Origin of the sequence: Kitasatospora sp. NPDC052896, from assembly GCF_044547075.1 — a bacterium.
Classification (GTDB): Bacteria; Actinomycetota; Actinomycetes; order Streptomycetales; family Streptomycetaceae; genus Kitasatospora.
On sequence record NZ_JBITZU010000004.1, the window covers coordinates 128,001 to 152,514 of the forward strand.

The 24,514-nt window shown below is 74.5% G+C and carries 21 protein-coding genes; 15 read left to right on the forward strand and 6 right to left on the reverse strand.

Translation table 11 applies throughout. The annotated features are described in order from the left end of the window. Nucleotides 1-2 precede the first annotated feature (2 nt). The 5 genes from ACIGXM_RS11450 to ACIGXM_RS11470 are packed head-to-tail and all read left to right on the forward strand — an operon-like array spanning nt 3 to nt 6,076. A complete protein-coding gene (locus tag ACIGXM_RS11450; protein ID WP_396559412.1) occupies nt 3-500 on the forward strand; it encodes a (2Fe-2S)-binding protein in 498 nt (165 codons plus the stop codon). Continuing rightward, nucleotides 497-2,881 (forward strand): aerobic carbon-monoxide dehydrogenase large subunit, encoded by a 2,385-nt coding sequence (locus tag ACIGXM_RS11455; protein ID WP_396559414.1) that lies wholly within the window; start codon nt 497-499, stop codon nt 2,879-2,881. The genes ACIGXM_RS11450 and ACIGXM_RS11455 overlap by 4 nt, the downstream gene beginning before the upstream one ends. Further along, nucleotides 2,878-3,879 (forward strand): XdhC family protein, encoded by a 1,002-nt coding sequence (locus ACIGXM_RS11460; protein ID WP_396559416.1) that lies wholly within the window; start codon nt 2,878-2,880, stop codon nt 3,877-3,879. The genes ACIGXM_RS11455 and ACIGXM_RS11460 overlap by 4 nt, the downstream gene beginning before the upstream one ends. After that, nucleotides 3,876-4,811: an AAA family ATPase gene (locus ACIGXM_RS11465; RefSeq protein WP_396559418.1), complete on the forward strand. Its 936-nt coding sequence runs from the start codon at nt 3,876-3,878 to the stop codon at nt 4,809-4,811. Before ACIGXM_RS11460 ends, ACIGXM_RS11465 begins: the two co-directional genes overlap by 4 nt. A gap of 8 nt (nt 4,812-4,819) precedes the next feature. Beyond that, the gene (locus ACIGXM_RS11470) at nt 4,820-6,076 is read left to right on the forward strand and encodes a VWA domain-containing protein (protein WP_396559420.1); all 1,257 of its coding nucleotides are present in this window, start codon (nt 4,820-4,822) and stop codon (nt 6,074-6,076) included. Nucleotides 6,077-6,353: 277 nt separating this feature from the next. Here the strand turns inward: ACIGXM_RS11470 and ACIGXM_RS11475 are convergent, their stop codons facing one another. Beyond that, on the reverse strand, nt 6,354-6,581 hold the full coding sequence (locus ACIGXM_RS11475; protein ID WP_396559422.1) for a hypothetical protein: 228 nt from the start codon (nt 6,579-6,581) through the stop codon (nt 6,354-6,356). Nucleotides 6,582-6,795: 214 nt separating this feature from the next. On the opposite strand from ACIGXM_RS11475, the gene ACIGXM_RS11480 reads away from it, so the two are divergent. Further along, nucleotides 6,796-7,641, forward strand: coding sequence for a YhjD/YihY/BrkB family envelope integrity protein (locus ACIGXM_RS11480; protein WP_396559424.1), 846 nt, complete (start codon nt 6,796-6,798; stop codon nt 7,639-7,641). A gap of 12 nt (nt 7,642-7,653) precedes the next feature. Here ACIGXM_RS11480 and ACIGXM_RS11485 read toward each other — a convergent pair whose 3' ends face one another. Continuing rightward, complete coding sequence (locus tag ACIGXM_RS11485; protein WP_396559426.1) at nt 7,654-8,301, reverse strand: response regulator; 648 nt, start codon at nt 8,299-8,301, stop codon at nt 7,654-7,656. Nucleotides 8,302-8,388: 87 nt separating this feature from the next. After that, nucleotides 8,389-10,047, reverse strand: a complete 1,659-nt coding sequence (locus ACIGXM_RS11490) for a sensor histidine kinase (protein ID WP_396559428.1) — start codon at nt 10,045-10,047, stop codon at nt 8,389-8,391. A gap of 264 nt (nt 10,048-10,311) precedes the next feature. Between ACIGXM_RS11490 and ACIGXM_RS11495 the strand changes: the two genes are divergently transcribed. Then, nucleotides 10,312-11,007, forward strand: a complete 696-nt coding sequence (locus ACIGXM_RS11495) for a DUF998 domain-containing protein (protein WP_396559430.1) — start codon at nt 10,312-10,314, stop codon at nt 11,005-11,007. Between the two features lie 141 nt (nt 11,008-11,148). On the opposite strand, the gene ACIGXM_RS11500 is transcribed toward ACIGXM_RS11495, so the two are convergent. Next, the gene (locus ACIGXM_RS11500) at nt 11,149-11,976 is read right to left on the reverse strand and encodes an inositol monophosphatase family protein (RefSeq protein ID WP_396559432.1); all 828 of its coding nucleotides are present in this window, start codon (nt 11,974-11,976) and stop codon (nt 11,149-11,151) included. A gap of 106 nt (nt 11,977-12,082) precedes the next feature. On the opposite strand from ACIGXM_RS11500, the gene ACIGXM_RS11505 reads away from it, so the two are divergent. The 3 genes from ACIGXM_RS11505 to ACIGXM_RS11515 are packed head-to-tail and all read left to right on the forward strand — an operon-like array spanning nt 12,083 to nt 15,208. Next, entirely contained in the window at nt 12,083-13,111 is a 1,029-nt protein-coding gene (locus ACIGXM_RS11505) for an Lrp/AsnC family transcriptional regulator (protein ID WP_396559434.1), read from the forward strand. A gap of 10 nt (nt 13,112-13,121) precedes the next feature. Next, nucleotides 13,122-13,844, forward strand: coding sequence for a response regulator transcription factor (locus ACIGXM_RS11510; RefSeq protein WP_396559436.1), 723 nt, complete (start codon nt 13,122-13,124; stop codon nt 13,842-13,844). Next, complete coding sequence (locus ACIGXM_RS11515; protein WP_396559438.1) at nt 13,841-15,208, forward strand: sensor histidine kinase; 1,368 nt, start codon at nt 13,841-13,843, stop codon at nt 15,206-15,208. Before ACIGXM_RS11510 ends, ACIGXM_RS11515 begins: the two co-directional genes overlap by 4 nt. Before the next feature lie 129 nt (nt 15,209-15,337). On the opposite strand, the gene ACIGXM_RS11520 is transcribed toward ACIGXM_RS11515, so the two are convergent. After that, a complete protein-coding gene (locus tag ACIGXM_RS11520) occupies nt 15,338-16,405 on the reverse strand; it encodes a hypothetical protein (RefSeq protein WP_396559440.1) in 1,068 nt (355 codons plus the stop codon). Between the two features lie 109 nt (nt 16,406-16,514). Here ACIGXM_RS11520 and ACIGXM_RS11525 point away from each other — a divergent pair, with 109 nt between their 5' ends. Together ACIGXM_RS11525 and ACIGXM_RS11530 are read left to right on the forward strand one after the other, a co-directional pair. Beyond that, entirely contained in the window at nt 16,515-17,546 is a 1,032-nt protein-coding gene (locus ACIGXM_RS11525) for a zinc-dependent alcohol dehydrogenase family protein (RefSeq protein ID WP_396559442.1), read from the forward strand. Between the two features lie 164 nt (nt 17,547-17,710). After that, a complete protein-coding gene (locus ACIGXM_RS11530) occupies nt 17,711-19,090 on the forward strand; it encodes an amino acid permease (RefSeq protein WP_396559444.1) in 1,380 nt (459 codons plus the stop codon). A 72-nt stretch (nt 19,091-19,162) separates the two neighbouring features. Here the strand turns inward: ACIGXM_RS11530 and ACIGXM_RS11535 are convergent, their stop codons facing one another. Continuing rightward, complete coding sequence (locus tag ACIGXM_RS11535; protein ID WP_396559446.1) at nt 19,163-19,918, reverse strand: AIM24 family protein; 756 nt, start codon at nt 19,916-19,918, stop codon at nt 19,163-19,165. A 217-nt stretch (nt 19,919-20,135) separates the two neighbouring features. Between ACIGXM_RS11535 and ACIGXM_RS11540 the strand changes: the two genes are divergently transcribed. From ACIGXM_RS11540 to ACIGXM_RS11550, 3 genes are all read left to right on the forward strand, one after another. Next, entirely contained in the window at nt 20,136-21,344 is a 1,209-nt protein-coding gene (locus ACIGXM_RS11540; RefSeq protein WP_396559448.1) for an FAD-dependent monooxygenase, read from the forward strand. 52 nt (nt 21,345-21,396) lie between these two features. After that, nucleotides 21,397-22,710 (forward strand): MFS transporter, encoded by a 1,314-nt coding sequence (locus tag ACIGXM_RS11545; protein WP_396559450.1) that lies wholly within the window; start codon nt 21,397-21,399, stop codon nt 22,708-22,710. 267 nt (nt 22,711-22,977) lie between these two features. Then, complete coding sequence (locus ACIGXM_RS11550; RefSeq protein WP_396559452.1) at nt 22,978-24,456, forward strand: purine-cytosine permease family protein; 1,479 nt, start codon at nt 22,978-22,980, stop codon at nt 24,454-24,456. The last annotated feature ends 58 nt before the right edge of the window (nt 24,457-24,514 follow it).

Genomic DNA, 24,514 nt, shown 5'->3' on the forward strand with positions numbered 1-24,514 from the left:
CGATGCAGGTCACCATCAACGTCAACGGCGAGGACCGGACCGCCGAGGTGGAGGCCCGGCACCTGCTGGTGCGCTTCCTCCGTGACGACCTCGGCCTGACCGGTACCCACTGGGGTTGCGACACCAGCAACTGCGGCACCTGCGTGGTGCTCTTCGACGGCGAGCCGGTCAAGAGCTGCACCGTGCTGGCCGCCATGGCCGCCGGGCACCGGGTACGCACCGTGGAGAGCCTGGAGACGGCCGACGGCCTCGACCCGGTCCAGCAGGGGTTCATCGAGCAGCACGGGCTGCAGTGCGGCTTCTGCACACCGGGCATGCTGCTGACCGCCCGCGCGCTGCTGGACCGCGATCCCGACCCGTCGGAGCAGCGGATCCGCGAGGCGATCTCCGGGCAACTCTGCCGGTGCACCGGCTACTTGAACATCGTCCGGGCCGTCCGGTGGGCCGCCCGCCACCCGAAGCCGGCCGGCACCACCCGGGCCGCGGGGAGCACACCGTGAGCACCGTTCGGCGGACCGCGCCGGACGTCGACCGGGCCGAGGCCGAACGCCCCATCGGCTACGGGCGGTTGAAGCGCAAGGAGGACCCGCGGTTCGTCCGCGGCAAGGGCCACTACGTCGACGACGTGCGGCTGCCCGGGATGCTGCACGGCGCCGTGCTGCGCAGCCCGCTCGCGCACGCCCGGATCGTCTCGATCGACACCTCGGCCGCCGAGTCGCACCCGAAGGTCCGCGCGGTGATCACCGGCGCGACCCTGGAGGGGCTCGGCCTGGCCTGGATGCCGACCCTGTCGATGGACACCCAGGCCGTGCTGGCCACCGACAAGGTGCGCTTCCAGGGCCAGGAGGTGGCCTTCGTGGTGGCCGACGACCACTACGCGGCGCGCGACGCGATCGAGCTGATCGACGTCGAGTACGAGCCGCTGCCGCCGGTGATCAACGCCCGGTACGCGCTGGACGCCGACGCCCCGGTGATCCGGGACGACCAGGAGGGCCGCACCGACAACCACATCTTCGACTGGGAGGCGGGCGACGAGGACGCCACCAACGCGGCCTTCTCCCGGGCCGAAGTGGTGGTCGCGCAGGACATGCTCTACCCGCGGGTGCACCCCGCGCCGCTGGAGACCTGCGGCTGCGTCGCGGACCTGGACCCGGTCGACGGCAAGCTCACGCTCTGGTCCACCACCCAGGCGCCGCACGCCCACCGCACCCTGTACGCCATGGTCGCGGGGTTGCCGGAGCACAAGATCCGGGTGATCTCGCCGGACATCGGCGGCGGCTTCGGCAACAAGGTCGGCATCTACCCGGGCTACGTCTGCGCGGTGGTGGGCTCGATCCTCACCGGGAAGCCGGTGAAGTGGGTGGAGGACCGCTCCGAGAACCTGATGAGCACCTCCTTCGCCCGCGACTACCACATGCACGGCGAGATCGCCGCGACCGCGGACGGCCGGATCCTCGCCGTCCGGGTCAAGGTGCTGGCCGACCACGGCGCGTTCAACGGGACCGCCCAGCCCACCAGGTACCCGGCCGGCTTCTTCCACATCTTCACCGGCTCCTACGACATCGAGGCCGCGCACTGCGGGGTCACCGGCGTCTACACCAACAAGGCGCCCGGCGGGGTCGCGTACGCCTGCTCGTTCCGGGTCACCGAGGCGGTCTACCTGATCGAGCGGATGGTGGACTGCCTGGCCGACGAACTGGCCATGGACCCGGCCGAGTTGAGGATGAGGAACCTGCTGCGCCCGGAGCAGTTCCCGTACCTGAACAAGACCGGCTGGGAGTACGACTCCGGCGACTACCCGACCTGCCTGCGCAAGGCGCTGGACCTGGCCGGGTACGAGGCGCTGCGCCGCGAGCAGGCCGAGCGTCGGGCCCGCGGCGAACTCATGGGCGTCGGGCTGTCGTTCTTCACCGAGACGGTCGGCGCCGGGCCGCGCGAACAGATGGACATCCTCGGCCTGGGCATGGCCGACGGCTGCGAGCTGCGGGTCCATCCGACCGGCAAGGCGGTGGTGCGGCTGAGCGTGCAGACCCAGGGGCAGGGCCACGAGACGACCTTCGCCCAGATCGTCGCCGAGGAGCTGGGCATCCCGCCGGAGGACATCGAGGTGGTGCACGGCGACACCGACCAGACGCCGTTCGGGCTCGGCACCTACGGCAGCCGCTCGACGCCGGTCTCCGGCGCCGCGGCGGCGGTGGTGGCCCGCAAGGTCCGGGACAAGGCGCGGCTGATCGCGGGAGCCATGCTGGAGGTGGCCCCGGACGACCTGGAGTGGGAGAAGGGCCGCTGGTTCGTCAGGGGCGACCCCACCGCGGCGAGGACCATCCAGGAGATCGCGTTCGCCGCGCACGGCTCGCTGCGGCTGCCCGAGGGCGTGGAGGGCCACCTGGAGGCCACCACGGTCTACAACCCGCCCAACCTCACCTACCCGTACGGCGCGTACGTCTGCGTGGTCGACGTCGATCCGGGCACCGGCGAGGTGAAGGTGCGCCGGTTCATCGCGGTCGACGACTGCGGCACCCGGATCAATCCGATGATCATCGAGGGGCAGGTGCACGGCGGCCTCGCCGACGGGGTCGGCATGGCGCTGATGGAGATCATCAGCTTCGACGAGGACGGCAACTGCCTCTCCGGATCCTTCATGGACTACCTGCTGCCCACCGCGCTGGAGGTGCCCGCCTGGGAGCTGGACCACACCGTCACGCCCTCGCCGCACCACCCGATCGGCGCCAAGGGCATCGGCGAGTCCGCGACGGTCGGCTCGCCCGCCGCGGTGGTCAACGCGGTGCTGGACGCCATCGGGGTCCGGCACGCCGACATGCCGCTCACCCCGGGACGGGTCTGGCAGGCGATGCACGGAGGCGTGGAGGCACCGCAGTGAGCGAACACACCGCGCTGGAACAGCGGATGGCCGACCTGAGCGCGGCTCAGGTGCCCTTCGTCAAGGCCACCGTGGTGCGCGCGCTGCGTCCGACCAGCGCGCACCCCGGGGATCTCGCGCTGGTGCTGGAGGACGGCCGGATCGAGGGTTTCGTCGGCGGGGTCTGCGCCGAGTCGACGGTCCGGCTGCAGGCGCTGCGGGTGCTGCGCAGCGGGGAGTCGCTGCTGCTGCGGATCTCTCCCGACGCGCCGGAAGTGCGGGCGTCGGAGGACGGGGACGGGACCCTGCTGGTGGCCAACCCCTGCCTGTCCGGCGGGGAGTTGGAGATCTTCCTGGAGCCGCGGCGGCCCGCGCCGGTGGTCCTGGTGCTCGGTGACACGCCCATCGGCCGGGCACTGGTCGCGCTGGGCGGCGGGCTCGGCTACGACGTCCGCGCCGTCGCCCCCGAGGAGGTCGTGCCGGAGGGACTGGCCGAGGTCGCGGCGGTCGTGGTCGCCTCGCACGGGCAGCACGAGGAGCCGGTGCTGACCGTCGCCACGCGGGCCAAGGTGCCGTACGTGGCGCTGGTGGCCAGCCGGCGCCGCGGCGCCGCGGTGCTGGCCGGCCTGCGCCTCACGGACGAGGAGCGGGCCCGCGTCCACACGCCGGCCGGCCTGTGGATCGGCGCCCGGACGCCCGGGGAGATCGCGGTGTCGATCCTGGCCGAACTGGTGGCCTCGCGACACGCCGTCGCGGTGCACGGCGAGGCCGCGGCGCGACCGGTCGGATCCGTCGAGCCGGCCACGGGCCTCGACCCCGTGTGCGGGATGGCCGTGGCGATCGTGCCGGCCACCCCGTCCTCCGACGCCGGCGGCCACCGGCACTGGTTCTGCTCCACCGGTTGCCGCGACCGCTTCGAGGCGGCGGCGCCCCACGTCGCGCCGCCTTCGCCTTGGGGGCACCCCCGGCCGAAGGCTGGGGGAGGGCACCCCCGGCCGAAGGCCGAGGGAGCGTCGTGACCGAGGACCTCCGGGTCGAAGCGGCGGAGGCCGCCCGTGCGGCCGTCGTCCGGGCCGCGCCGGACCCGCGGACCCTGCACGCGGCCCTGGACACCACCGGCTACCTCACCGACACCGGCCTGACCACCGCGCTCTACCTCGCGCTGCGGCTGCCCCAACCGCTGCTGCTGGAGGGAGAACCGGGCGTCGGCAAGACCGAGGCGGCCCGGGCCCTGGCCACCGTGCTCGGCAGCCCGCTGATCCGGCTGCAGTGCTACGACGGGCTGGACGCGGCGGAGGCGCTGTACGAGTGGAACTACCCCCGCCAGTTGCTCAGCATCCGGCTCGCCGAGAGCCGCGGGGTGACGCTGGCCGAGGCCGACCTCTTCTCCGACGACTTCCTGCTGCGCCGCCCGGTGCTCGCCGCGCTGACCCATCCGGGGCCGGCCCCCGCGGTGCTGCTGATCGACGAGATCGACCGGGCCGACGACGACTTCGAGGCCTTCCTGCTGGAGGTGCTGGCGGAGGCCAGCGTCACCATCCCCGAGCTGGGGACGGTCCGCGCCGCCGTGGCGCCGGTGGTCGTGCTCACCTCCAACCGGACCCGGGACCTGCACGACGCGCTCAAGCGTCGCTGCCTCTACCACTGGATCGACTACCCCGACACCGAGCGGGTGGTGGAGATCGTGTGCCGCCGGGTCCCCGGCACGGCGCCCTCGCTGGCGGCCGAGGTGGCGGCCGCCGTGCGGCGGCTGCGGACGCTGGAGGTCCAGAAGCCGCCCGGGATCGCCGAGAGCATCGACTGGGTGTCGGCCCTCACCCTGCTCGGGGTGGAGCGACTGGACCCCGAGGCCGCGGACCAGACCCTCGGCGTCCTGGTGAAGTACCGGGAGGACCACGACCTGATCCGGGACCGCGGCCTGGCCTGGCTGGTCGGGAAGCCCGAGGACTGAACCGACCGATGTCCGAGCCGTCCCCGCCGCCGCCCTTCGACCGGCCCGCGTTCGCCGCCCGGTTCGGCGCTGCGCTGCACCGGGCGGGCGTGCCGGTCACCCCCGAGCGCTCGGCGCGCTTCCTCGACGCGCTGCGGCTGTTGCCACCGGTGGATCTGGCGACGCTGTACTGGGCCGCCCGGCTGGCCTTCGTCACCGGCCGGGAGCAGATCGAGCCGTTCGACCGGGTCTTCGGCCTGGTCTTCGGCGGCGCGGCCGACCCGGCCGACCGCCGGGGCTCCCCCGACAACCCACCGCTGCCCGGCCTGGGACCGAGCCCGGGCGCGCCCCCGGCCACCTTCCCGTCGTCCTCGCGGTCGTCCACCCCGCCGCTGCCGAGCGGTGGCGCGCGGCCGGAGACCGTGGACGAGCCGGGCGAGCGACCGAGCGGCACCGGCACCCGGCGGCTGGCCGGCAGCAGCGCCGAGGTCCTCGCCCACCGGGACTTCGGCAGCTTCGGGCCCGGCGAGCTGGCCGAGCTGGACCGGCTGCTCGACACCCTGGTGATCAGCGTTCCGCTGCGCCGCACCCGCCGCCGCGAGGCCGACCCCGGGGGCCGCCGCATCGACCTGCGCCGGAGCCTGCGGCGCAGCCTGCGCACCGGCGGGGAGACCGTCCGGCTGGCCCGCTCGCACGGCCGGCTGCGGTGCCGGCCGCTGGTGCTGTTGTGCGACATCTCCGGCTCGATGGAGCCGTACACCCGGGTCTACCTCCGGTTCTTCGCCCGGCTCTGTTCACGGCCGGGCGGTGGCGACGTCCCCGGCCGAAGGCTGCGGAAGGGTGGCGTGGAGGTCTTCGTCTTCGCCACCCGGCTCACCCGGCTGACGCCCGTGTTGCGGCACACGGCCCCGGACGCGGCGCTGCGCCGGGCCGGGCGGACCGCGCCGGACTGGTCCGGCGGCACCCTGATCGGCCGCTCGCTGGCGGAGTTCACCAACCGGTACGGGCGGCGCGGGATGGCCCGGGGGGCGGTGGTGGTGATCTTCTCCGACGGCTGGGAGGGCGCGGACCCGGCGGCCGTGGGCCGGGAGACCGCCCGGTTGGGCCGGCTCGCACACCGGGTGGTCTGGGTCAACCCGCGCAAGGCCGCGCCCGGTTACGCCCCGCTCGCCGGCGGGATCGCGGCGGCGCTGCCGCACTGCGACGCGTTCGTGAGCGGTCACAGCCTGGCGGCGATGACCGAGGTCTTCGAGGCGATCGGCGGGTCGGCCGGCAGGCGCCGCTGACCGGTCGCCGGTCGCTACGGCCGCCGGGCGGGCGGGGGTTGCGGCTTGGGCCACCGAGCCGGCGACCGGGCGCGCACCTCCCCGGCCGTGCGACGGGGGCCGGGCAGCTCGTCCCGGCCGTGCGCAACTCGCCGACCACGGCGGGGTGGTGGCCCATGGACCAACCCGCCTGACCGGCAGGGGAGTTACGACCCCCGGCCGGCCAGCCGCGCACCCCCGGCCCCGCGGACGCCCAACTGGCCCCAAGGAGCGGCGAGTCGGGCCGTCAGGCGCGGGATCACCGGGCCAGCAGGGCGATCGCCAGGAAAACCCCTACGAAGAGGACCAAGGCCAGCAGCCCGAGCCGGGAGCCACCGCCGACCCGACCGCCGCAGCCGACGGTCCGGCCGGAGCCGCCGTCAGCGGCCTGGTACTGGTGGTGATGGCCACCGTGATGGCCGTGGTGGCCGCCGTAGTCGCCACCGTGGTGCCCGCCGCCGAAGTCGCCGCCGCTGTGACCGTCCATCACGTACCCCCGTGGATAGGTTCGGTGTGAACAGGTTCTCACGGGCCGGCCCGGCCGTACCTCAGGAGAACCTCTGGCGGTGGCGTTCCGCCCTCGGAGCCCGCCGGTGCCTATGCTGCCCCGAGGAGCGGCGGGGCGGCGCCCGGGCGAGCGGCCCGCCGGGCGGGGGTCGGGACGGCGATCAGGGCAACGGATCAGCACGACGGAGCAGGAGGTGACCAGGGTGAGCCTCGCCACCCTTTCGAAGACCGCTTGGCGGCATGTCCGCTCCGCCGGCGGGACGGTCTGGCGCCGGGGCCGGGAAATCGAACTGCTGCACCGGTCGATGGCGTTCGCCGCGCTCTGCTTCGTCACGCTGATCCCCCTGCTGGTCGTGATCGCCGCCGCCTCGCCCGCCCGCGGCGGCGGCATCGCCGACTGGATCGCCGACGGCCTGGGCCTGCCCAAGAACTCCGCCCGGGCGGTGCGCCAGCTGTTCGCCTCCCGGCACGAGATCGTCAGCACCACCACCGGCTTCAGCCTCGCGGTGCTCGCGGTCTTCGGTCTCTCGCTGATCGCCGCCGTGCAGAACGCCTACGAGCGGATCTGGCAGCTGCGGGCCGGCCCCTGGCACACCGTCTGGCGCCAGGCGATCGCGCTGGCCGGGGTGATCGGGTACATCCTGGTGGTCGCCTGGAGCGGCCTGCCCTGGGAGCACACCCCCGTGCAGCCCGCCCTGCGCGCGTTCGCCGCGTTGATCGGCGGCGTGCTGCTGTTCTGGTGGCTGCAACGGTTCCTGCTCGGCTCGCGCATCCCGTGGCACCGGATACTGCCCGGCGCGTTGGCCACCGTGCTGGCCCTGGCCGGCCTGCGGTTCTTCTCCGAGCTGGTGTTCGCGCCGCTGATCGTCTCCGACGCCGTCACCTACGGGCCGGTGGGCACGGTCCTGGTCGTCCAGTCCTGGCTGATCGGCGTCGGGTACTGCGTCTACGGCGGGGCACTGGCCGGCCACGGGGTGGACGCGGCGGCGGAGCACCGGCGTCGGGCGGCCCATCCGGAGGAGCCCCCCGCGGAGTTCTGACCGCCGGTGGGGTCAGAACTCCGCGTCGCGGGCCAGCAGTGCGGCCTGCACCCGGTTCTCGCACTCCAGCTTGGCCAGGATCCGGCTCACGTAGGTCTTCACCGTGCCCTCGCTCATGTGCAGCCGGCCGCCCACGTCGGCGTTGGAGAGACCCTCGCCGAGCAGGTCGAGGACCTCGCGCTCGCGGCCGGTGAGCGCGGCCAGCCGCCGCCTGGCCTGCTCGCCGCGGCCGGTGGCCGGACCGGCCGCGAGGCTGTCCAGGACGTGCCGGGTCGCGGCGGGCGACAGGAAGGCGTGGCCCTCGGCCGCCGCCCGGACCGCCTGGATCAGCTCGCCGGGCGCGCTGTCCTTGAGCAGGAAGCCCGCCCCGCCCGCGGTGACCGCGCGCAGCACGTTCTCCCGCTCGCCGAAGGTGGTCAGGATCAGCGCCCGCGCACCGGGGACCACCCGCGGCAGCTCGACGAGCGCCGCCAGGCCGTCCAGCACCGGCATCTGGATGTCCAGCAGCACCACGTCCACCGCGTGCGCCCGGGCCAGGTCGAGCGCCTCCCGACCGTTGGCGGCCTCGGCCACCACGTCGATGTCGTCGGCCGAGGTGAGGATGAGCCGGATCCCGGCGCGGATCAGCGGCTCGTCGTCGGCGACGAGGACTCGGATCACTGCTCGGCCTCCTGGCTGCGCTTTCGTACGGATGCACTGGAGCCTGCCAGACAGTCCGAGCGCCCGGCGGGAATCGTCGGGCAGGTCCTAGGCACGGTAGTGCACCTTTTCGATCAGCACGCCGTCGCGGAAGCAGAGCCGGTCCGCGTAGTCGCCGTCGGCCGGCTCGCCGGCGAAGGGCTCCGAGGAGTACCAACGGCAGGAGGCCCCGGCCGGGACCGCGGGCCCCTGGTCGCGGTAGCCGCTGGTGACGAAGTCGCTGCCGCGCGGCAGCCGGGCCCGCACCTCCCCCTCCGGCCGGCCCACCTCCAGCGAGTCGTACACGCCGCGTCCCAGCGTCGCGTCGTCGATCGACCGCACCAGCGTGTACCCGCCGAAGCCGAGCAGCACCAGCAGGGCCACCCCCACCGTGCCGACCACCACCGCGCAGCCGAGCGCCGGGCTGCGCCGGGCCGGGACGGGCGGTGGCGGCTGCGGGAGGTCGGGGTCGTCGCCGGGCGGGCGGCCACTCCCCTGGTACGGCAGCACGCCGGCGAGCCGGAAGCCGCCGTCCGGGGTGGGGCCGCTGTGCACCATGCCGCCGAGCAGCCGGGCCCGCTCGCGCAGGCCGGTCAGCCCCTGGCCGCCGCTGACCACCGGTCCCGGCCCGGGTTCCGCGGCCGGCGCGTTGACCACCTCGACCAGCAGGGCGTCCGGCTCGTAGCGCAGCGCGACGCTGATCGGGGCGGTCGGAGCGTGCTTGTGGGCGTTGGTGAGGGCCTCCTGGACGATCCGGTACGCGGCGTGGCCGGTGGCGGCGGCCAGCGGGCGGACGTCGCCGGAGCGGGTCAGCTCGACGGAGGTCCCGGCGGCCCGGGAGGCGTCGGTGAGCCGTTCGATCGCCGCCACACCGCCGGCCACCCCGGTGTCGGCCGAGGCCGCGTTGAGCCCGCCCGGCTCCGGGCCGACCGCGCCCTTCGCCCCGGCCGGGCCGACCGCGCCGTCGTCGCGCAGCAGACCCACCGTCTCGCGCAGCTCACGCATCGCGGTCACCGCGCTCTGCCGCAGCACGGCCACCCCTTCGCGCTGGCGGTCGGTCAGCGTGCGGTCCACCTCCAGCGCGCCGGTGTGCACGGCGATCAGCGCGAGCTGGTGGCCGAGGCTGTCGTGCATGTCCTGGGCGATCCGGTGACGCTCCCGCAGCCGGGCCTGGTGGGTGATCATGGCACGCTCGCGCAGCAGCTGCTCGTTGCGCTCCCGCAGGGTGGTGAGCAGGGTCCGGCGCTGTGCGCGGTAGCGGCCGAGCACGGCCGGCAGCACGACGGACAGCAGGAAGAACGCCAGGTTGAGGGTGAGGACGCCGGTGACCGGCAGGTGGTCGAGGTTGCGGAAGAGCGCGGTCAGCACGGTCAGCCCGAAGGTGCCGAGGCCGGCCAGGACCAGCCGCCAGGTCCGCTCCGTCCGGTAGCCGGCCGACCAGGCGGCCAGCAGGACGACCGGGCCGATGCCGCCGAAGGCACCGGCGGCGGCCGCGGCGACCAGCAGCGTGGTCAGCGGCAGCCCGCGCCGGAGCAGTTGGAGCAGGGCGGCGGCCGTGCCGACGGCGAGCGCGCCGGCTGGGCCGACCTGGTCGGTCAGCCCGATCAGACCGCCCAGCACACCGATCCCGAGCGCCGCCGCGCCCTCGCGCAGGCAGGTCCGCCTGTCCCAGGGGCCGGGCAGCGCCCGCTCCCGGATCGCCGTCCATGCCTCCGTCGTCCTCATCATTCGGGCGAGGCTACCCGGAGGCGTCCCGCCGGCACCGCTGCCTTTGGTCGTGAACCGGTACGACGAAAGTCCCGGGTCGCCCGGAGTGATCGTCGTCAGGGACGGCGGCCGGGCGTTGCCCCGTGGATGAAGGCCGACAGGACCTCCCGGCGCTCTCGCCGTCACTCCTTCGAGTGGCCACGGCGAGGCGTGCCACCGCCGCTGGCACTGTGGGCCGGAAGGTGCACCGAAGTGCGCTGTGGACAACGGACCCTCAGGAGCCCCATGAAGCCGTCCCCTACCCCGGTGTGGAGGTCCCGGCGGTCCGGGTTCCCCCTCACGCCGGCCGCCCTGCTGCTCTGCGTCGCCGGGGTCAGCTACAACGACTGGGTCCTGGAGTACTTCCTGCCCACCGGCCTGGACCCGCGGCACTCGTACGTCAGCGAGCTGTACGCGGCGGACCAGCCGTTCCGTGGGCTGTTCGGCGCGATCGAGATCAGCACCGCGACCGCGGTGATCCTGGGCGCGCTGCTCGCCCGGCGCACGGCACCGGGTCGGCTCGCCGCGCTCGGGTGGTGGGCGCTGGTGGGGTTCGGCGCCTGCTCGGTGGCCGACGTGCTGCTGCCGATGAGCTGCGCGCCCTCGATCGAACGCGGCTGCGAGGCCGTGCACCCGTGGCACACGGCGACCAGCGCGCTGGTCCACTTCATGCTCTTCGCCTCGATGGCCCTGCTGATCCGCGCGTCGGCCGCCCCCGCGCACTACCTGCCGCCGGTCGCCCGCTGGGGTCGCTGGGTACTGCCGACCGCCATGGCGTCCGCCATCGCCACGGTGGGTCCGTTGCTCGGCCACCCGGGCTGGCAGGGCGTCCCGCAGCGGATCCACCTGCTGCTGGCCGGATCCTGGCTGGTCCTGCTGGGCACCGGCCTGCCGCGCCCGGCCGCGCTGCCGGCGGCGGCCACGCGGGCGCCGGCGGGGTAGTGCGGCCGGGGCTCAGCGCGCGGGGCCGTCCGAGCGGCGCTGCCGGTAGGCCCGCTGCTGGCAGGCCCGGGAGCAGTAGTCGCGTGGCCGACCCCGCTGCCGCGCGCATCCTGGCCAGCGCTGGCCGGGGGCGTGATCCTCTCAGCCGACCGGGGCCAGCAGCTCCACCAACTCGGCGTGCCGGCCGGCCGCGGCGGCCAGGAAGCCGGTCGCGGACGGGGTCCAGGGGGCACCGCTCGGGTCGGTCACCAGGGCGCCGGCCTCGGCGGCGACCAGGGCGCCGGGCAGCAGGTTGGCCGCGTCCAGGCCGTACTCCCAGAAGGCGTCCAGGTGGCCCGAGCCGACCTGGGCGAGTTGCAGCGCGGCGGGCCCCAGGTTGCGGACCGCCAGGGCCGCACCCATCACCAGCGGCAGCGAGGCCCCGAAGCGGCGCAGCGCGGCGGGGTCGCCGGCGGCGGACGGGGGCTGGCCCTGGGCGACCACGGCGGCCGACAGCGCGCGCTCGGAGGGCCGGATCGGCCGCCCGTTCAGCCGGGCGCCGGCCCCGCGCACCGCGCTGAAGGTGTGGCCGAGGGTGGGCGCGTGCACCACCGCGAGCACCGCCTCGCCGTCCCGCAGCAGGGTCGCGGTGACCGCCCAGTGCGGCAGCCCGAGCAGGTACTGCACGGCGCCGTCGGTGGCGTCGCAGAGCCACCACTCGCCGCTCCGCGGCAGCTCGGTGTCCAGCTCGTCGGTCACCCAGCCCGCCTCGGGGCGCAGCGCGGAGAGCCGTTCGCGAAGCAGGGCCGAGACCGGTCCGTCGAGGGCCGCGAAGGCGGCCATCGCCTCCGCGCGGGTGCGGGCGGCCAGCGGCTGGTCGCTCTGCCGCCGGCTCAGGTGGTCGCCGGCCGCGCGGACGGCCGCGACGACGCCGGCCAGCAGCTCGGCCCGCTCGCCCGCCCAGGCGTACGTCTCCTGAGTGGTCTCCATGATGATCCCGGTCCTTCCGTTGGTGCGGTGCTGACGTGCACAGGAGTACCGTGCGGCGGGGGATTCACGTCGAGTGAGCCGCTCATGTGGCGGAGATCGGACAACCATGCGGATCGGGACGGCGGATTCGGCCGTACTGCTGGACCTGTTGGACCGCCGGCTGGTCTGCGCGCTGCAGGTGGACGGGCGGGCCGAACCGGGGCGGCTCGCCGAGGTGCTGGGCGTCTCGGTGCGGACGGTCACCCGGCGCCTCGCCCGGCTACGGGAGACCGGGGTGTTGAAGGTGGTGCTGATGGACCGGGTGGCGGACGAGGCGGTGGGGGCGCTGCTGCTGCGGGTGCGGGTGCTGCGCGGGCGGGTGGAGACCATCGCGGACGCGCTGGCGGCCCGCCCGGACATCCCGTTCGTCGACATCATGCTCGGCGGGGAGGAGGTCAGCGCGGTCGCGCTGACCGACCGCGGCGGGCGGGACCGGCTGCTGCACCGTCAGCTGCCGGGCACCGCCGCGGTGGTGGAGACCACCGTGCACTCGGTGCTGCACCTGTTCGCGGACGCCGGCCAGTGGCGCGGCGGCTGGCTGACCGAGCAGGAGGCGGCGGCGCTCGCACCCGCGCCGCCGAGCACCCCACCGCCGCTGCCGGACGAGCTGGACCAGCGGCTGCTGGCCCGGCTGGCCGACGACGCCCGGCTGTCCGCGGCGGCGCTGGCGGCGGAGACGGGCGCGCCGGAGTCGACCGTCCGGCGCCGGCTGCACCGGCTGGCCGCGGGCGGGCTGCTGCGCACCCACGCGACGGTCGATCCACGGCTGTTGGGCATGCCGGTGGACGCGAACCTGTGGCTGGAGGTGCCGCCGGGGCGGCTGGCCGAGGCCGGGCGGGTGCTGGCGGCGGATCCGCGGGTGCACGGGGTGGTGGCCTGCAGTGGGCCGGCGAACCTGATGGCCGCGGTCTTCTGCGTGGACTACGAGGAGCTCTACCGGTTCACCACCGAGTTGCTCGGCCCGCTCGGGGTGCACCGGGTGGAGACCGCGATCGTGGGGCGGGCGGTGAAACGGGCCGGCGCCCGGCTCGTCGAGCCCGGCGCCGCCCGAACGGGCGGCCGACCGCCTCGCGAGGGTCGGTCGGGCACGGCCTAGGCTGGGGCCCGTGCAGGAGAGTGAACGCGAAGACGGCGCGCTGCGGGTGCTCGTGGTGGAGGACGACCCCGGGATCGCCCGTTCCCTGGTGCGCGGGCTGGACCGGGCGGGATACCGGGCGCAGTGCGTGGCGAGCGGCCGGGCGGCGCTGACCGTCTCCCCGCCGCCGGCGGTCGTGCTGCTGGACCTGGGGCTGCCCGACATGGACGGGGTCGAGGTCTGCCGGCTGCTGCGCCACCGCTCCGACGTGGTGATCATCGTGGTGACCGCCCGGGGCGAGGAGGGCGACCGGGTGGCCGCCCTGGACGACGGCGCGGACGACTACCTGGTCAAGCCGTTCGGGCTGGCCGAACTGTTGGCCCGGATCCGCGCGGTGCTGCGCCGCTCCCGCCCGGCCGGCCCGGAGCCGCTGCGGCACGGTCCGCTGGTCGTCGACCCGCGGACCCGCAAGGTGACCGTCGGCGGGGTCGAGATCGCCCTCACCCCCAAGGAGTTCGACATCCTGGAGTGCCTGGTGGTGGACCCGGGGCGGGTGGTGCCCCGGCAGGAGATCCTGGAGCGGGCCTGGGACGCCCACTGGTACGGGCCGACCAAGGTGCTGGATGTGCACATGGCCGCGCTGCGCCGCAAGCTCGGCACGCCCGGGCTGGTGGAGACGGTCTACGGGCGCGGATTCCGGCTCGGCGGCGTGACCGGAGCGACCGGGGCGACCGGAGCGGCCGACCCGCGATGACCCGCCGGATCGCGCTGACCGTACTCGCGCTGGTCGCCGTGCTGCTGGTGCTGGCCGTGGTGCCGCTCGGCGTGCTGTTGACCGAACGTGAGGAGCGGTCGTTCCGCAGCGGCGTCGAGGCCCAGGCCCAGGCGCTCTCCTCGGCCGCCGAGGAGGGCCTGGCGGACCACCGCTCGGACGCGGAGCTGCACGAGGCGCTGGCCCGGGCCGCGGCGGGCGGCGGGTGCGCGGCGGTGTTCGACGCGACGCCGCGGGTGCTCGCGAGCACCCCGTGCGACGGCGCCACGGGCGCCACCGGCACCGACCTGGCACGTGCTTCGCTGGCCCGGGTCGCGACCCGAACCGCTGAGCACGGGCAGCAGTTGACCGTGGCAGTGCCGGTCGGGGACACCGACCGGCCGGTCGGCGCGGCGGTGCTGGTCCGGTCCGCGGACCCGTCGAACGACCGGATCACGGCCGTCTGGAGCTGGCTCGCCCTGATCGGGGCCGGTGGGCTGGCCGCCGGGGCGCTGGTCTCGGTGCGGCTGGCGCGCTGGGTCGGCAGCCCGCTGCGGGCGGTCGACGAGGCGGCGCAGCGGCTGGGCGAGGGCGCGCTGGAGGTGCGGGCGCCGGCCGGGTACGGTCCGCAGGAGGTGCGCCGGCTGGCCGCCACCTTCAACACCATGGCCGCCCGGACCGAGGCGCTGCTGCACGGCCACCGGACCGTGATCGCGGATGTCTCGCACCAGTTGCGGACCCCACTGGCCGCGCTGCGGCTGCGGCTGGACCTGCTGGCCGCCGACACCGACGACGAGACGGCGGCCGAACTGGCCGGCGCGCAGGAGGAGATCGCCCGGCTGTCGCGGATGGTGGACGGGCTGCTCGCCGTGGCCCGGGCCGAAAGCACGGTGCCGCAACCGGAGTTGGTGCGGGTGACCGAGGTGGTCGCCGAGCGGGTGGCGGCCTGGGAGCCGGTCGCCGCCGAACGGAACGTCGAACTCGCCGACGTCTGCGCCGAGCAGGCCACCGCCTTCCTCAACCCCGGTGACCTGGAACAGGTGTTGGACAATCTGCTGGCGAACGCGCTGGAGGCGGTTCCCGAGGGCGGCCGGGTCAGTGTCGGGTCGGCGCCGGCGCCCGAGGCGGCCGGACCCGGGGCGGTGCGGCTGCGGGTGGCCGACAACGGCCCGGGCATGACCGCCCGGGCTCGCGAGGCGGCCTTTCGCCGGTTCGGCAACCCGGAGGCCCGCGGCAGCGGGCTGGGCCTGGCCATCGTGCACCGGCTGGTGACCGCCAACGGCGGTGCGGTCGAGCTGGCTCGGACACCGGGCGGTGGCCTGACCGTGCTGCTGGACCTGCCGGGGGCCCGGCGAGCGCGGTCCTGAACCGTGTCCCGGGACGGGACCCGGCTCACCGCGGCGGTCGGCGCGGTCCTGCTGTTGATCCACGCGGCCCGGTCCGCGGCGGCCCGGTCCGCGGCGGGCCGGTGCTCCGGTGGTCGGCGGTGGCCCGCCTCACCCCGGGGCCCCGGGCGGACGGAGCAGCACGCCGAGCCCGTCCGTCAGGGGCAACTCCTCCCGGGGGACCACGACCAGGTCCGCGCCGGTGGCCACCACCGCGCGGATCAGCGCCGCGTCGGCCGGCTCCGGCCAGCAGGACTTCACCCCTCCTGCCTGCAACTCATCAGCGGAAAGTGCGAGTTGACGAGGGGTCAGGCCCACCCAGAGCTTCCGGGAGAGGTCCATCGGGTCGTTGACCAGCAGCGCCTCGGCCCGGCCGGCGCGCAGCGCGTCGACGACGGCGGCGAGGCCCTCCGCCGGCCCGGGGCCGAACGCCCGCTGGGCCAGGAACCGTTCCAGGCGGGCCCGGTCGGCGGCCGCCAACCGGCCGTGGAACAGCTGGTCCAGCTCGTCCTCCAGCAACGCGCGGCCGGGCTCGGCCGACCGGCCCGGGCCCTCCAGCCCGACGACCAGGTCGCTCACCGTGGGCGGGAGTTGGTGGTGGATGAGCTCGCGCGCCGAGCGGTCGCCGGCCAGCACGACGGCCTCCGCCCCGCTCTCGGCGGCCAGTTCGGCCAGTTCGCCGGCGATCCGGGCGGCGGCCGGCCGCCGCTCCCCCCGCGGCAGCGGACGGTGGACCCACTCCCCGGCCGCGACCCGGGTGGTCGGCCAGCGCCCGGCCTGGATGTCGACTGCCGGCTCGTCCTCGCGCACCGCCACGGCCAGGTACGGGATGTCCGGGGCGTGCTGGAGGGCCAGCGGCATCGCGTCGGGCAGCATGGTGAACCGGGTGGTGTCACGCGGTGGCACCGCGGGCAGTTCCTCGAACAGTGCGAGCTTCCCGCGGGCCGCGAAGATCGCCTGACCGTGCCGCCCCGGCACGTCGCGGTCCGCGCCGACCAGGTGGGTCACCGCGCCCCTGGTGGCGGGATCGACGCCCTGCGCCAGCAGATCCTGTCGCACCTGCCGCAGCCGGAGCCCGATCGCCCGCTCCGGGTCACCGGACTCGCTCGAGGTGTCCAGGTAGGCACAGGCGAACGGCCCCTGCCGGGCGTACAGCGGACTGAGAAAGGTGAGTTTCACGGCGGCCTCCCGGGAGACGTCCACCCCCCTCGTCCCATCATCGCCCGCGACGGGCCCGGCGGACCGGCGGACCATGGAGGGGTGGCCCGCCCACCCCGAGGAGTCCACCATGACCACCACCCGACCCGCCGCGCTGGAGACCACCGCCTGGGTGGTCGAGCGGCCCGGCCCGATCGCCTCGTCCCCGCTGCGCCGGCTCCACCGCCCGGTGCCGGCCCCCGGACCGCAGGAGCTGCTGGTCGAGGTGGCCGCCTGCGGGGTGTGCCGCACCGACCTGCACCTGGCCGAGGGCGACCTGGCACCCCGGGTGCCGGCCTGCACGCCCGGGCACGAGGTGGTCGGCCGGGTGCTGGACACCGGGTCGGAGGTCCGGGACTTCACGCCGGGCGACCGGGTCGGAGCGGCCTGGCTGGCGGGCACCTGCGGCGTCTGCGGCTACTGCCGGACCGGCCGGGAGAACCTCTGCCCGTCCTCCCGCTACACCGGCTGGGACCTGCACGGCGGTTACGCCCGGCACCTGCTCGCCGACGCCCGGTACGCCTACCGGCTGCCCGAGGGCCCGCCCGACGAGGAGCTGGCCCCGCTGCTCTGCGCCGGGATCATCGGCTACCGGGCGCTGCAACGGGCCCAACTGCCACCCGGCGGCCGGCTCGGCGTCTACGGCTTCGGCGCCTCCGCGCACCTCACCGCCCAGCTCGCGCTCGCCCGGGGCGCCACCGTGCACGTCCTCACCCGGGCCGCGGAGGCCCGCCGGCTCGCCCTGGAGCTGGGTGCCGCCTCGGCGGGCGACTCCTACGACCCGCCGCCCGAGCCGCTGGACGCGGCGATCCTGTTCGCCCCGGTCGGGGACCTGGTCCCGGTGGCGCTGGCCGCGCTGGACCGTGGCGGCACGCTGGCGGTGGCCGGCATCCACCTCACCGACATCCCGGTGCTCAACTACCAGCGGCACCTCTTCGAGGAGCGCACGCTGCGCAGCGTCACCGCCAACACCCGTGCCGACGGCCGCACCTACCTCGCCGAGGCCTCCCGCACCCGCCCCCAGGTGCACGTCCGCCGCTATCCGCTGGAGCGGGCCGACGCCGCGCTCGCCGACCTCGCGGCCGACCGGATCACCGGGGTCGCGGTGCTGCTGGCCGAGTGACCCGGACGAGTGCCGGTCCGGCCGCCGGGCGACCGGAAGTCTTGCGGTCCGACCCCGCCGCCGACCGAATAAATATTGACGATTTTGCATAAAGCGTCGACGAAAGGGAGTATTGACAGTCGCTCCACCGAGCGCTAGCAAGACCAGGAAGGCGCACCACCCCCATGCAGACCACTCCGGCCGTACCACGGCAGGCAGTCGCCCCCAGCCCGCCGGACACCCCGGAGACACCCACCCCGCAAGCCCGCCCCGGCGGCCGCTTCGGTCTGCCGACCGCCACCGCCCTGGTCATGGGCAACATCATCGGCGGCGGCATCTTCATGATCCCGGCCGCGGTCGCGCCGTACGGCACGGTCAGCCTGCTCGCCTTCGCCGTGCTGACGGTGGGCGCCATCGCGCTCGCCCTGGTCTTCGGGCAACTGGCGCGCCGCAACCCGCGCACCGGCGGCCCGTACGTGTACGCGCGGGAGGCGTTCGGGGACTTCGCCGGCTTCCTCTCCGCCTGGTCCTACTGGATCACCGCCTGGGTCGGCAACGCCGCGCTCGCGGTGGCCGCGGTCGGCTACCTCGACGTGCTGGTGCCGATCCAGCACTCGACCTGGCTCACCATCGTCGCGGCGCTGGTCATCCAGTGGCTGCCCGCGCTGGCCAACCTGGCCGGCGCCCGGTCCATGGGAATCGTCCAACTCGTCTCCACCGTGCTGAAGTTCATCCCGCTGGCGATCGTCGCGATCGGCGGCCTGGGCTTCTTCAAGCCCGCCAACCTGGGGCCCTTCGACGCCACCGGCCACGGCTGGGTCGGCGGGATGACCGCGGCCGCGGCGATCCTGCTCTTCAGCTACCTGGGCGTGGAGTCGGCCGCGATGGGCGCGGGCCAGGTCCGCGACCCGGAGCGCAACGTCGGCCGGGCCAGCGTGCTCGGCACGGCCGGTGCCGCGGTGGTCTACCTGCTCGGTACGCTGGCCGTCTTCGGCACGGTCGCGCACGACAAGCTGGTGCACTCCACCGCGCCCTTCTCGGACGCCGTCGACGCCATGTTCGGCGGGTCCTGGGGTGGCACGGCGATCGCGGTCGCCGCGCTGGTGTCGATGACCGGCGCGCTCAACGGCTGGACCCTACTGGCCGCCCAGGCGCCGTACGCCGCGGCGAAGGACGGCCTCTTCCCGGCCCGGTTCGCCGGCGAGCGCCGCGGGGTGCCGGTCTTCGGCGTGCTGGTCAGCGCCGCGCTGGCCTCGCTGCTGACCGTGCTCAACTTCGTCTCCGGCGCCGCGAGCGCCTTCAACGTCCTGGTGCTGCTCACCACGTTCACCGCGACGGTGCCGTACCTGCTCTCCACCGCCGCGCAGCTGTACTGGCTGGTGCGCGGCGAGCAGGGCCGGGTGTCGCGCGGCCGGCTGGTCCGGGACGCCGTCCTCGGCCTGGGCGCCTTCGGCTTCTCGCTCTGGCTGGTCGCCGGGGCCGGCTACGCGGCCGTCTACCAGGGCGTGCTGTTCCTCTTCGCGGGGATCCTGATCTACGTCTGGATGGCCGGCCGCCGGGCCTGACGCCACTGACCACGAGCAGGACGGCCCCGCCAGGCTTCGACCGGGCGGGGCCGTCCTGCTCGTGCCGGACCGTCAGCCGCGCAGCATCCCGCCGACGATGCCGCCAATGCCCGCGCCCTCGGCCGTGGCGACGGCGCCGTCCCGGGCCAGGTAGGGCTCCAGGGCGTGCGCCAGGCCGGAGAGCGGCATGCTCTGCAACCAGATCTGGCCGGGGCCGGTGAGCGCCACCAGGTGGTAGCCGTCACCACCGAAGATCTTGTTGGCGATGCCGGGCACCCGGGTGATGGTGAACTGCACGCTCTCGTCGAACATCCCCACGTGCCCGGGGTGGACCAGCATCGTCTGGCCGTGCCCGAGGGTGTACTGGGTGAGTTCGCCGGACAGCTCGATCCAGGCCCGGCCCTGGCCCTGCAGGCGCTGCAGCACGAACCCCTCGCCACCCCACAGGCCGCCCCGGAACGACTGTTGGAGCGCGACCGTCGGGCTGACCCCGGGCGTGCCGCAGACCCAACCGTGCCGGTGCACCAGCACGTTGCGGCCGGGCGCGATGTCCACCGGCACGATGTGCCCCGGCACCTTGGCGGCGAAGGCCACCAGGCCCGGCCCGCCCTGCGCCTGGTACTGGGTGAGGAAGATCCCGCCGCCGCCGACCGCGCGCTTGAGGGTGTTCATCAGGCCGCCGCGCCCGCCACCGGCGTTCGTGGTCTGCGACATCTGCATGTTCGCCGACATCCACGACAGCTCTCCGTGGGCGGACACCACCGTCTCGCCCGCCGCGAGTTCGATCTCCAGCACCGGCAGGGTGCTGCCCTTGACCACGGCCTGCATGCGAGTCCCTTTCCCCCACTGCCCGGCCCACCACCCGGCGGCCGGCCGAGGCGGTCCGACGCCGCCCGGGCAGCACGCTACCGCGACCGTCCCGCCCCAGGCCAGAGGCGGTGTGGGACCGGGACAGCACCGGAACACGGCGGTGACATACTCGTTCGCTGTCTGCTGGTGACCGGGTCCGGCCGGACGCGACGGCAGCCACGGAGGGGAGTGGGAAGTGCGCGGAGGACGAGTGGCCGTGGTGGGCGGGAGCATCGCGGGCTGTGCCGCGGCGCTCGCCGCCTCGCGGATCGGGGCGGACGAGGTGGTGGTCTTCGAACGGGCCACCGGGCAACTCCAGGACCGCGGGGTCGGCCTGGCCCTGCACAACGACCGGTACGCCGAACTGGAGGCGGCGGGATACCTCGACGCCGGCATGCCGTGGATCCAACTGGCCCGGCGCCCCTGGGTGGTGCGCCAGGGGACGGCCCGGGCGGGACGCGAGATCGGCGAGGTGCCGATGCCGTTCCGCTCCTACAACTGGGGATCGCTCTGGCGGGAGTTGCGCGACCGGATCCCCGCGGACGTCGACTACCGCTCCGGCGCCACCGTGGCACGGGTGCGGCCCGAGGCCGACGGCGCGGTGGTGGCCCTGACCGACGGCACCGAGGAGCGGTTCGACCTGGTCGTCGGGGCGGACGGCTACCGCTCGGTGGTCCGCCCCGCGCTCCACCCCGGCGCGGTGGCCGAGTACGGCGGGTACCTGGCCTGGCGCGGCACGCTGCCCGCCGACCGGCTGCCCGACCCGCCCGAGGCCTTCCCGGACGGGGACGCGGCGACGGTGGTCTGGCCCGGCGGTCACATGATCGTCTATCGCATCCCCAGCCCGCACGGCGACGGCGCCGACGTCAACTGGGTCTTCTACACGACCCCGCCGGCCGCCGCCGCGCTCCGCTTCGGCGATCCGGCGACCGTGCAACCCAGGGCCCTCACCGATGATCTGATACGGCATCAGCAACGGCTGGTGGCCGAGCACTTCCCGCCGTTCTGGCAGGAGGTGATCCAACTCACCGGCCCCGAGGACACGTTCGTCCAGCCGATGTACGACATGGCACTGCCGAGCTACGCGGCCGGACGGCTGGTCCTGCTCGGCGACGCCGCCGCGATCGCCCGCCCGAACACCGGCAGCGGCGCGATCAAGGCGGTGCAGGACGCCGCCGCCCTGGAGCGCGCGCTGCGGTCGGGCGACAGCTGGGAGGAGGCGCTGGCCACCTACAGCGCCGAGCGGGCCCCGGTCGGACGGGCCACCGTCGAACTCGGCCGCGGCCTGGGGCAGGCGCAGGTCGAGGAGACCCCGGACTGGGCCGCGATGGACCAGTCGACGATCGAGCGGTGGTGGCTGGAGGCGGGCGGACGAGGCCTCGGCGGGCAGCCGCTGCGCCGCTGATCCACCGCCGTCGAGGAGGTCAAGGCGGCCCGCCGGGTGGGATGCTGAGTCCATGACAAAGGAGACGGCACTCACCGCGGGCCGCCCGACCACGGCCATCGACAGCCGCCGGCGCGAACTCGCCGCCGCCACCGTGGGTTCGGTGGTCGAGTCGTTCGACTGGAACGTGTACGCGGTGCTCGCGCCGTACTTCGCCGCCGACCTGTTCGGCCACGGCAAGGGCGGGGTCAGCGGGCTGCTCGCGGCGTACGTCGGGTTCGCGGTCGGGTTCGGGGCCCGGCCGGTCGGCTCCTACCTGGTCGGGCGGCTCAGCGACCGCCGGGGCCGCCGGTTCGGCCTGCTGCTGAGCATGTCGGTGATCGCCGCGGGCGGCCTGGCGATCGCGCTGGTGCCCCCGCAGCACGAGATCGGCGCCTGGGCGGCGGTGCTGGCGGTGCTCGCGCGGGTGGTCCAGGGCCTGGCCTTCGGCGGGGAGACGCCGACCGTCGCGGCCTACGTCACCGAGACCGCCCCGGCCGGCCGCCGTTACCTGTTCAGCTCGGTCTCCTACGGTGGCATCATCATCGGCTCGCTGCTCTCCTACGGGGTACTCGCCGTGCTGGCCGCCGGACTCGGCAAGTCCGGCCTGTCACACGGTGGTTGGCGGTGGGGCTTCGTGGCCGCCGCACTGCTCGGCCTGGCGGCGGTCTGGGTGCGGCGGATCGCCCCGGAGAGCGCGGACTTCCAGCACGCGCGGGCCGTGACCCGACAACGCCCGGCGTTCCTGGCCGTGTTGCGGGAGCACCGCTGGGCCGCGCTGACCGTCTTCCTCAACGGCATTGGTGGCACGGTCGGTTACTACTTCGCACTGGTCTACCTGCCGGTGTACGCGAGTGCCTACGGCGTGGTGGACAAGGAGTCGGCCTCCTCGTTCATGACCGTGGTGCTGGCCGTGGTCCTGGTGACCATGCTGCTGACCGGCGCGGCGGCCGACCGGTTCGGACTGCTCCCGGTGATGCGGGTCGCGTTCGGTGCGACCGTGCTGCTGACCCTGCCGCTGCTGGCCGCGCTGCGGCACGGCTGGCTGCCGTTCCAGCTCGTCGCGGTGGCGCTCGGGATGCTGGTCGCCACCGTGCTCGGCACGCTCAACGTCTTCATCGGACTGCTCTTCCCCACCGCCGTCCGCGCGCTCGGCCTCGGCGTGGTCAACACCACCACCATCGCGGTCTTCGGCGGGACCTTCCCGCTGCTCGCCCAGTGGCTGGACGACACCGGCCGGCTCGGCCTGGTCCCGTACTACGTCACGCTCTGCTCACTGGGCCCGCTGGTCGCCGCCTTCACCGCCACCCGCGTCCCGCACTTCACCGAGCGGGCCGCCACCGCCTAGGGGCCTGTCCGGCGGATCCTTCCGGGCCCGCCGGACAGGCGGATCCACGCCGCGGACGGGGTCCTCCCGGCGCTCGTCGCCCTGCGCGGATAACGCCGGGATAACGCGCCAATGTGCCAGTTCGGCCAACCGGAACAGGGTGCTCCGGGCGGGAATTTGCATCGAAGTTGGAGGAACGTACGATGACGGCTACTGTGCAACACGCGTAGAGTTCCTAGAACGTCCGATTTGGCCCTTTCCCCGTTTCCCTCGCACGGAGAACCACCTATGGACAATCTGTCCACCGCCGACTCCAGCGGCGCCATCGAGACCCGCGGCATCGAGCCGGTCCCCGACCACGAGCGCCAAGGCCGGGTCCGCGAGCTCTTCCCGACCTGGGTCGCGGCCAACATCAGCGTCCTGCTGCTCACCATGGGTGCGGCCCTGGTGGTGTTCAACGCCCTGAACTTCTGGCAGGTCCTGATCGTCGCCGCGTGCGCCGCGCTCGCCTCGTTCGGCATGGTCGGCGTCCTGTCGGTCTCCGGCAAGTGGGGCGGCGCGCCGGGTGCGACGCTCTCCCGCGCGACCTTCGGCGTCCGCGGCAACCTCTTCCCCGGCGCGGTCCTGTGGGTCGCCCGCTTCGGCTGGGAAACGATCAACGCGGTCACCGGCGCCTACGCCATCCTGACCGTGCTCGACCTGCTCTTCGGCGTCAAGAGCAACACCGTGCTCATCGTGATCACGCTGTTCCTCTTCGTCGCCTGCACCTTCCTGGTCAGTGGCATGGGCCGCAAGGTGCTGAACGTCTGCAACAAGTGGTCGACGTACCTCTTCGGCCTCTTCAGCGTGCTGGTGCTGGGCTACCTGGTCGCCACCATCCACTGGAACGACGTCTTCGCCAAGCCCGCGGGCTCGACCGCGATGATGATCGCCGGCATCGGCACCATCGCGGCCGGCGGCATCAGCTGGGTGCCCACCGGCCCCGACTTCGCCCGCTACCTGCCGCACTCGGCCTCCGGCAAGCGGATCGTCGGTGCCACGGTCTCCGGCGCCGGTCTGGTGATGGTCCCGATGGTGCTGATGGGCGCGGTCATGGCGGTCGCCACCCCGGGCCTGGCCAAGGCGCAGGACCCGGTCTCCTTCCTCGGTGACCTGCTGCCGACCTGGCTGGCCGTGCCGTACCTGCTCACCGCGATCGTGGGCATGCTGCTGATCAACAGCCTGTCGATGTACTCGGCCGGCTTCACCGCGCAGACCATGGGCGTGAAGCTGCCGCGCGCCATGGCCGTCAGCATCAACGCGGTGATCTCGCTGGTCGGCGGCCTGATGCTGATGCTGGTCGCGACCAGCTTCCTGAGCTCGTTCATCACCTTCCTGGTGCTGCTCGCGGTCTCCTTCTCCGCCTGGATCGGCGTCTACGCGGTCGACATGGCGCGCCGCAAGGCCCGGGCCGTGCGCTACGACGCGGAGGCCCTGATGGACACCGGCCGGACCAGCCGCTACTGGTACCTCGGAGGCTTCTGCTGGCAGGCGATGACCGCCTGGGCGGTCGCGCTGATCGCCGGTCTCTGCTTCACCAGCTGCGCCTGGTTCTCCGGCCCGCTGGCCTCCACCCCGGTCGGCAAGTACGGGCTGAGCTGGGCGGCCACCATCGTGATCTCCGCCGTGATCATGGCGCTGCTGCCGGCGCCGCGGGAGAACACCCCGGCCGGCGCGGCGACCGAGTCGGCCGAGGCCGAGGCCGAGTCGGAGAAGGTCACCGCGTAACGGGCGGTGATCCGCAGCGCACCTCGCAGGGCCCCAGCGCCCGACCGCGTCCCGGTCG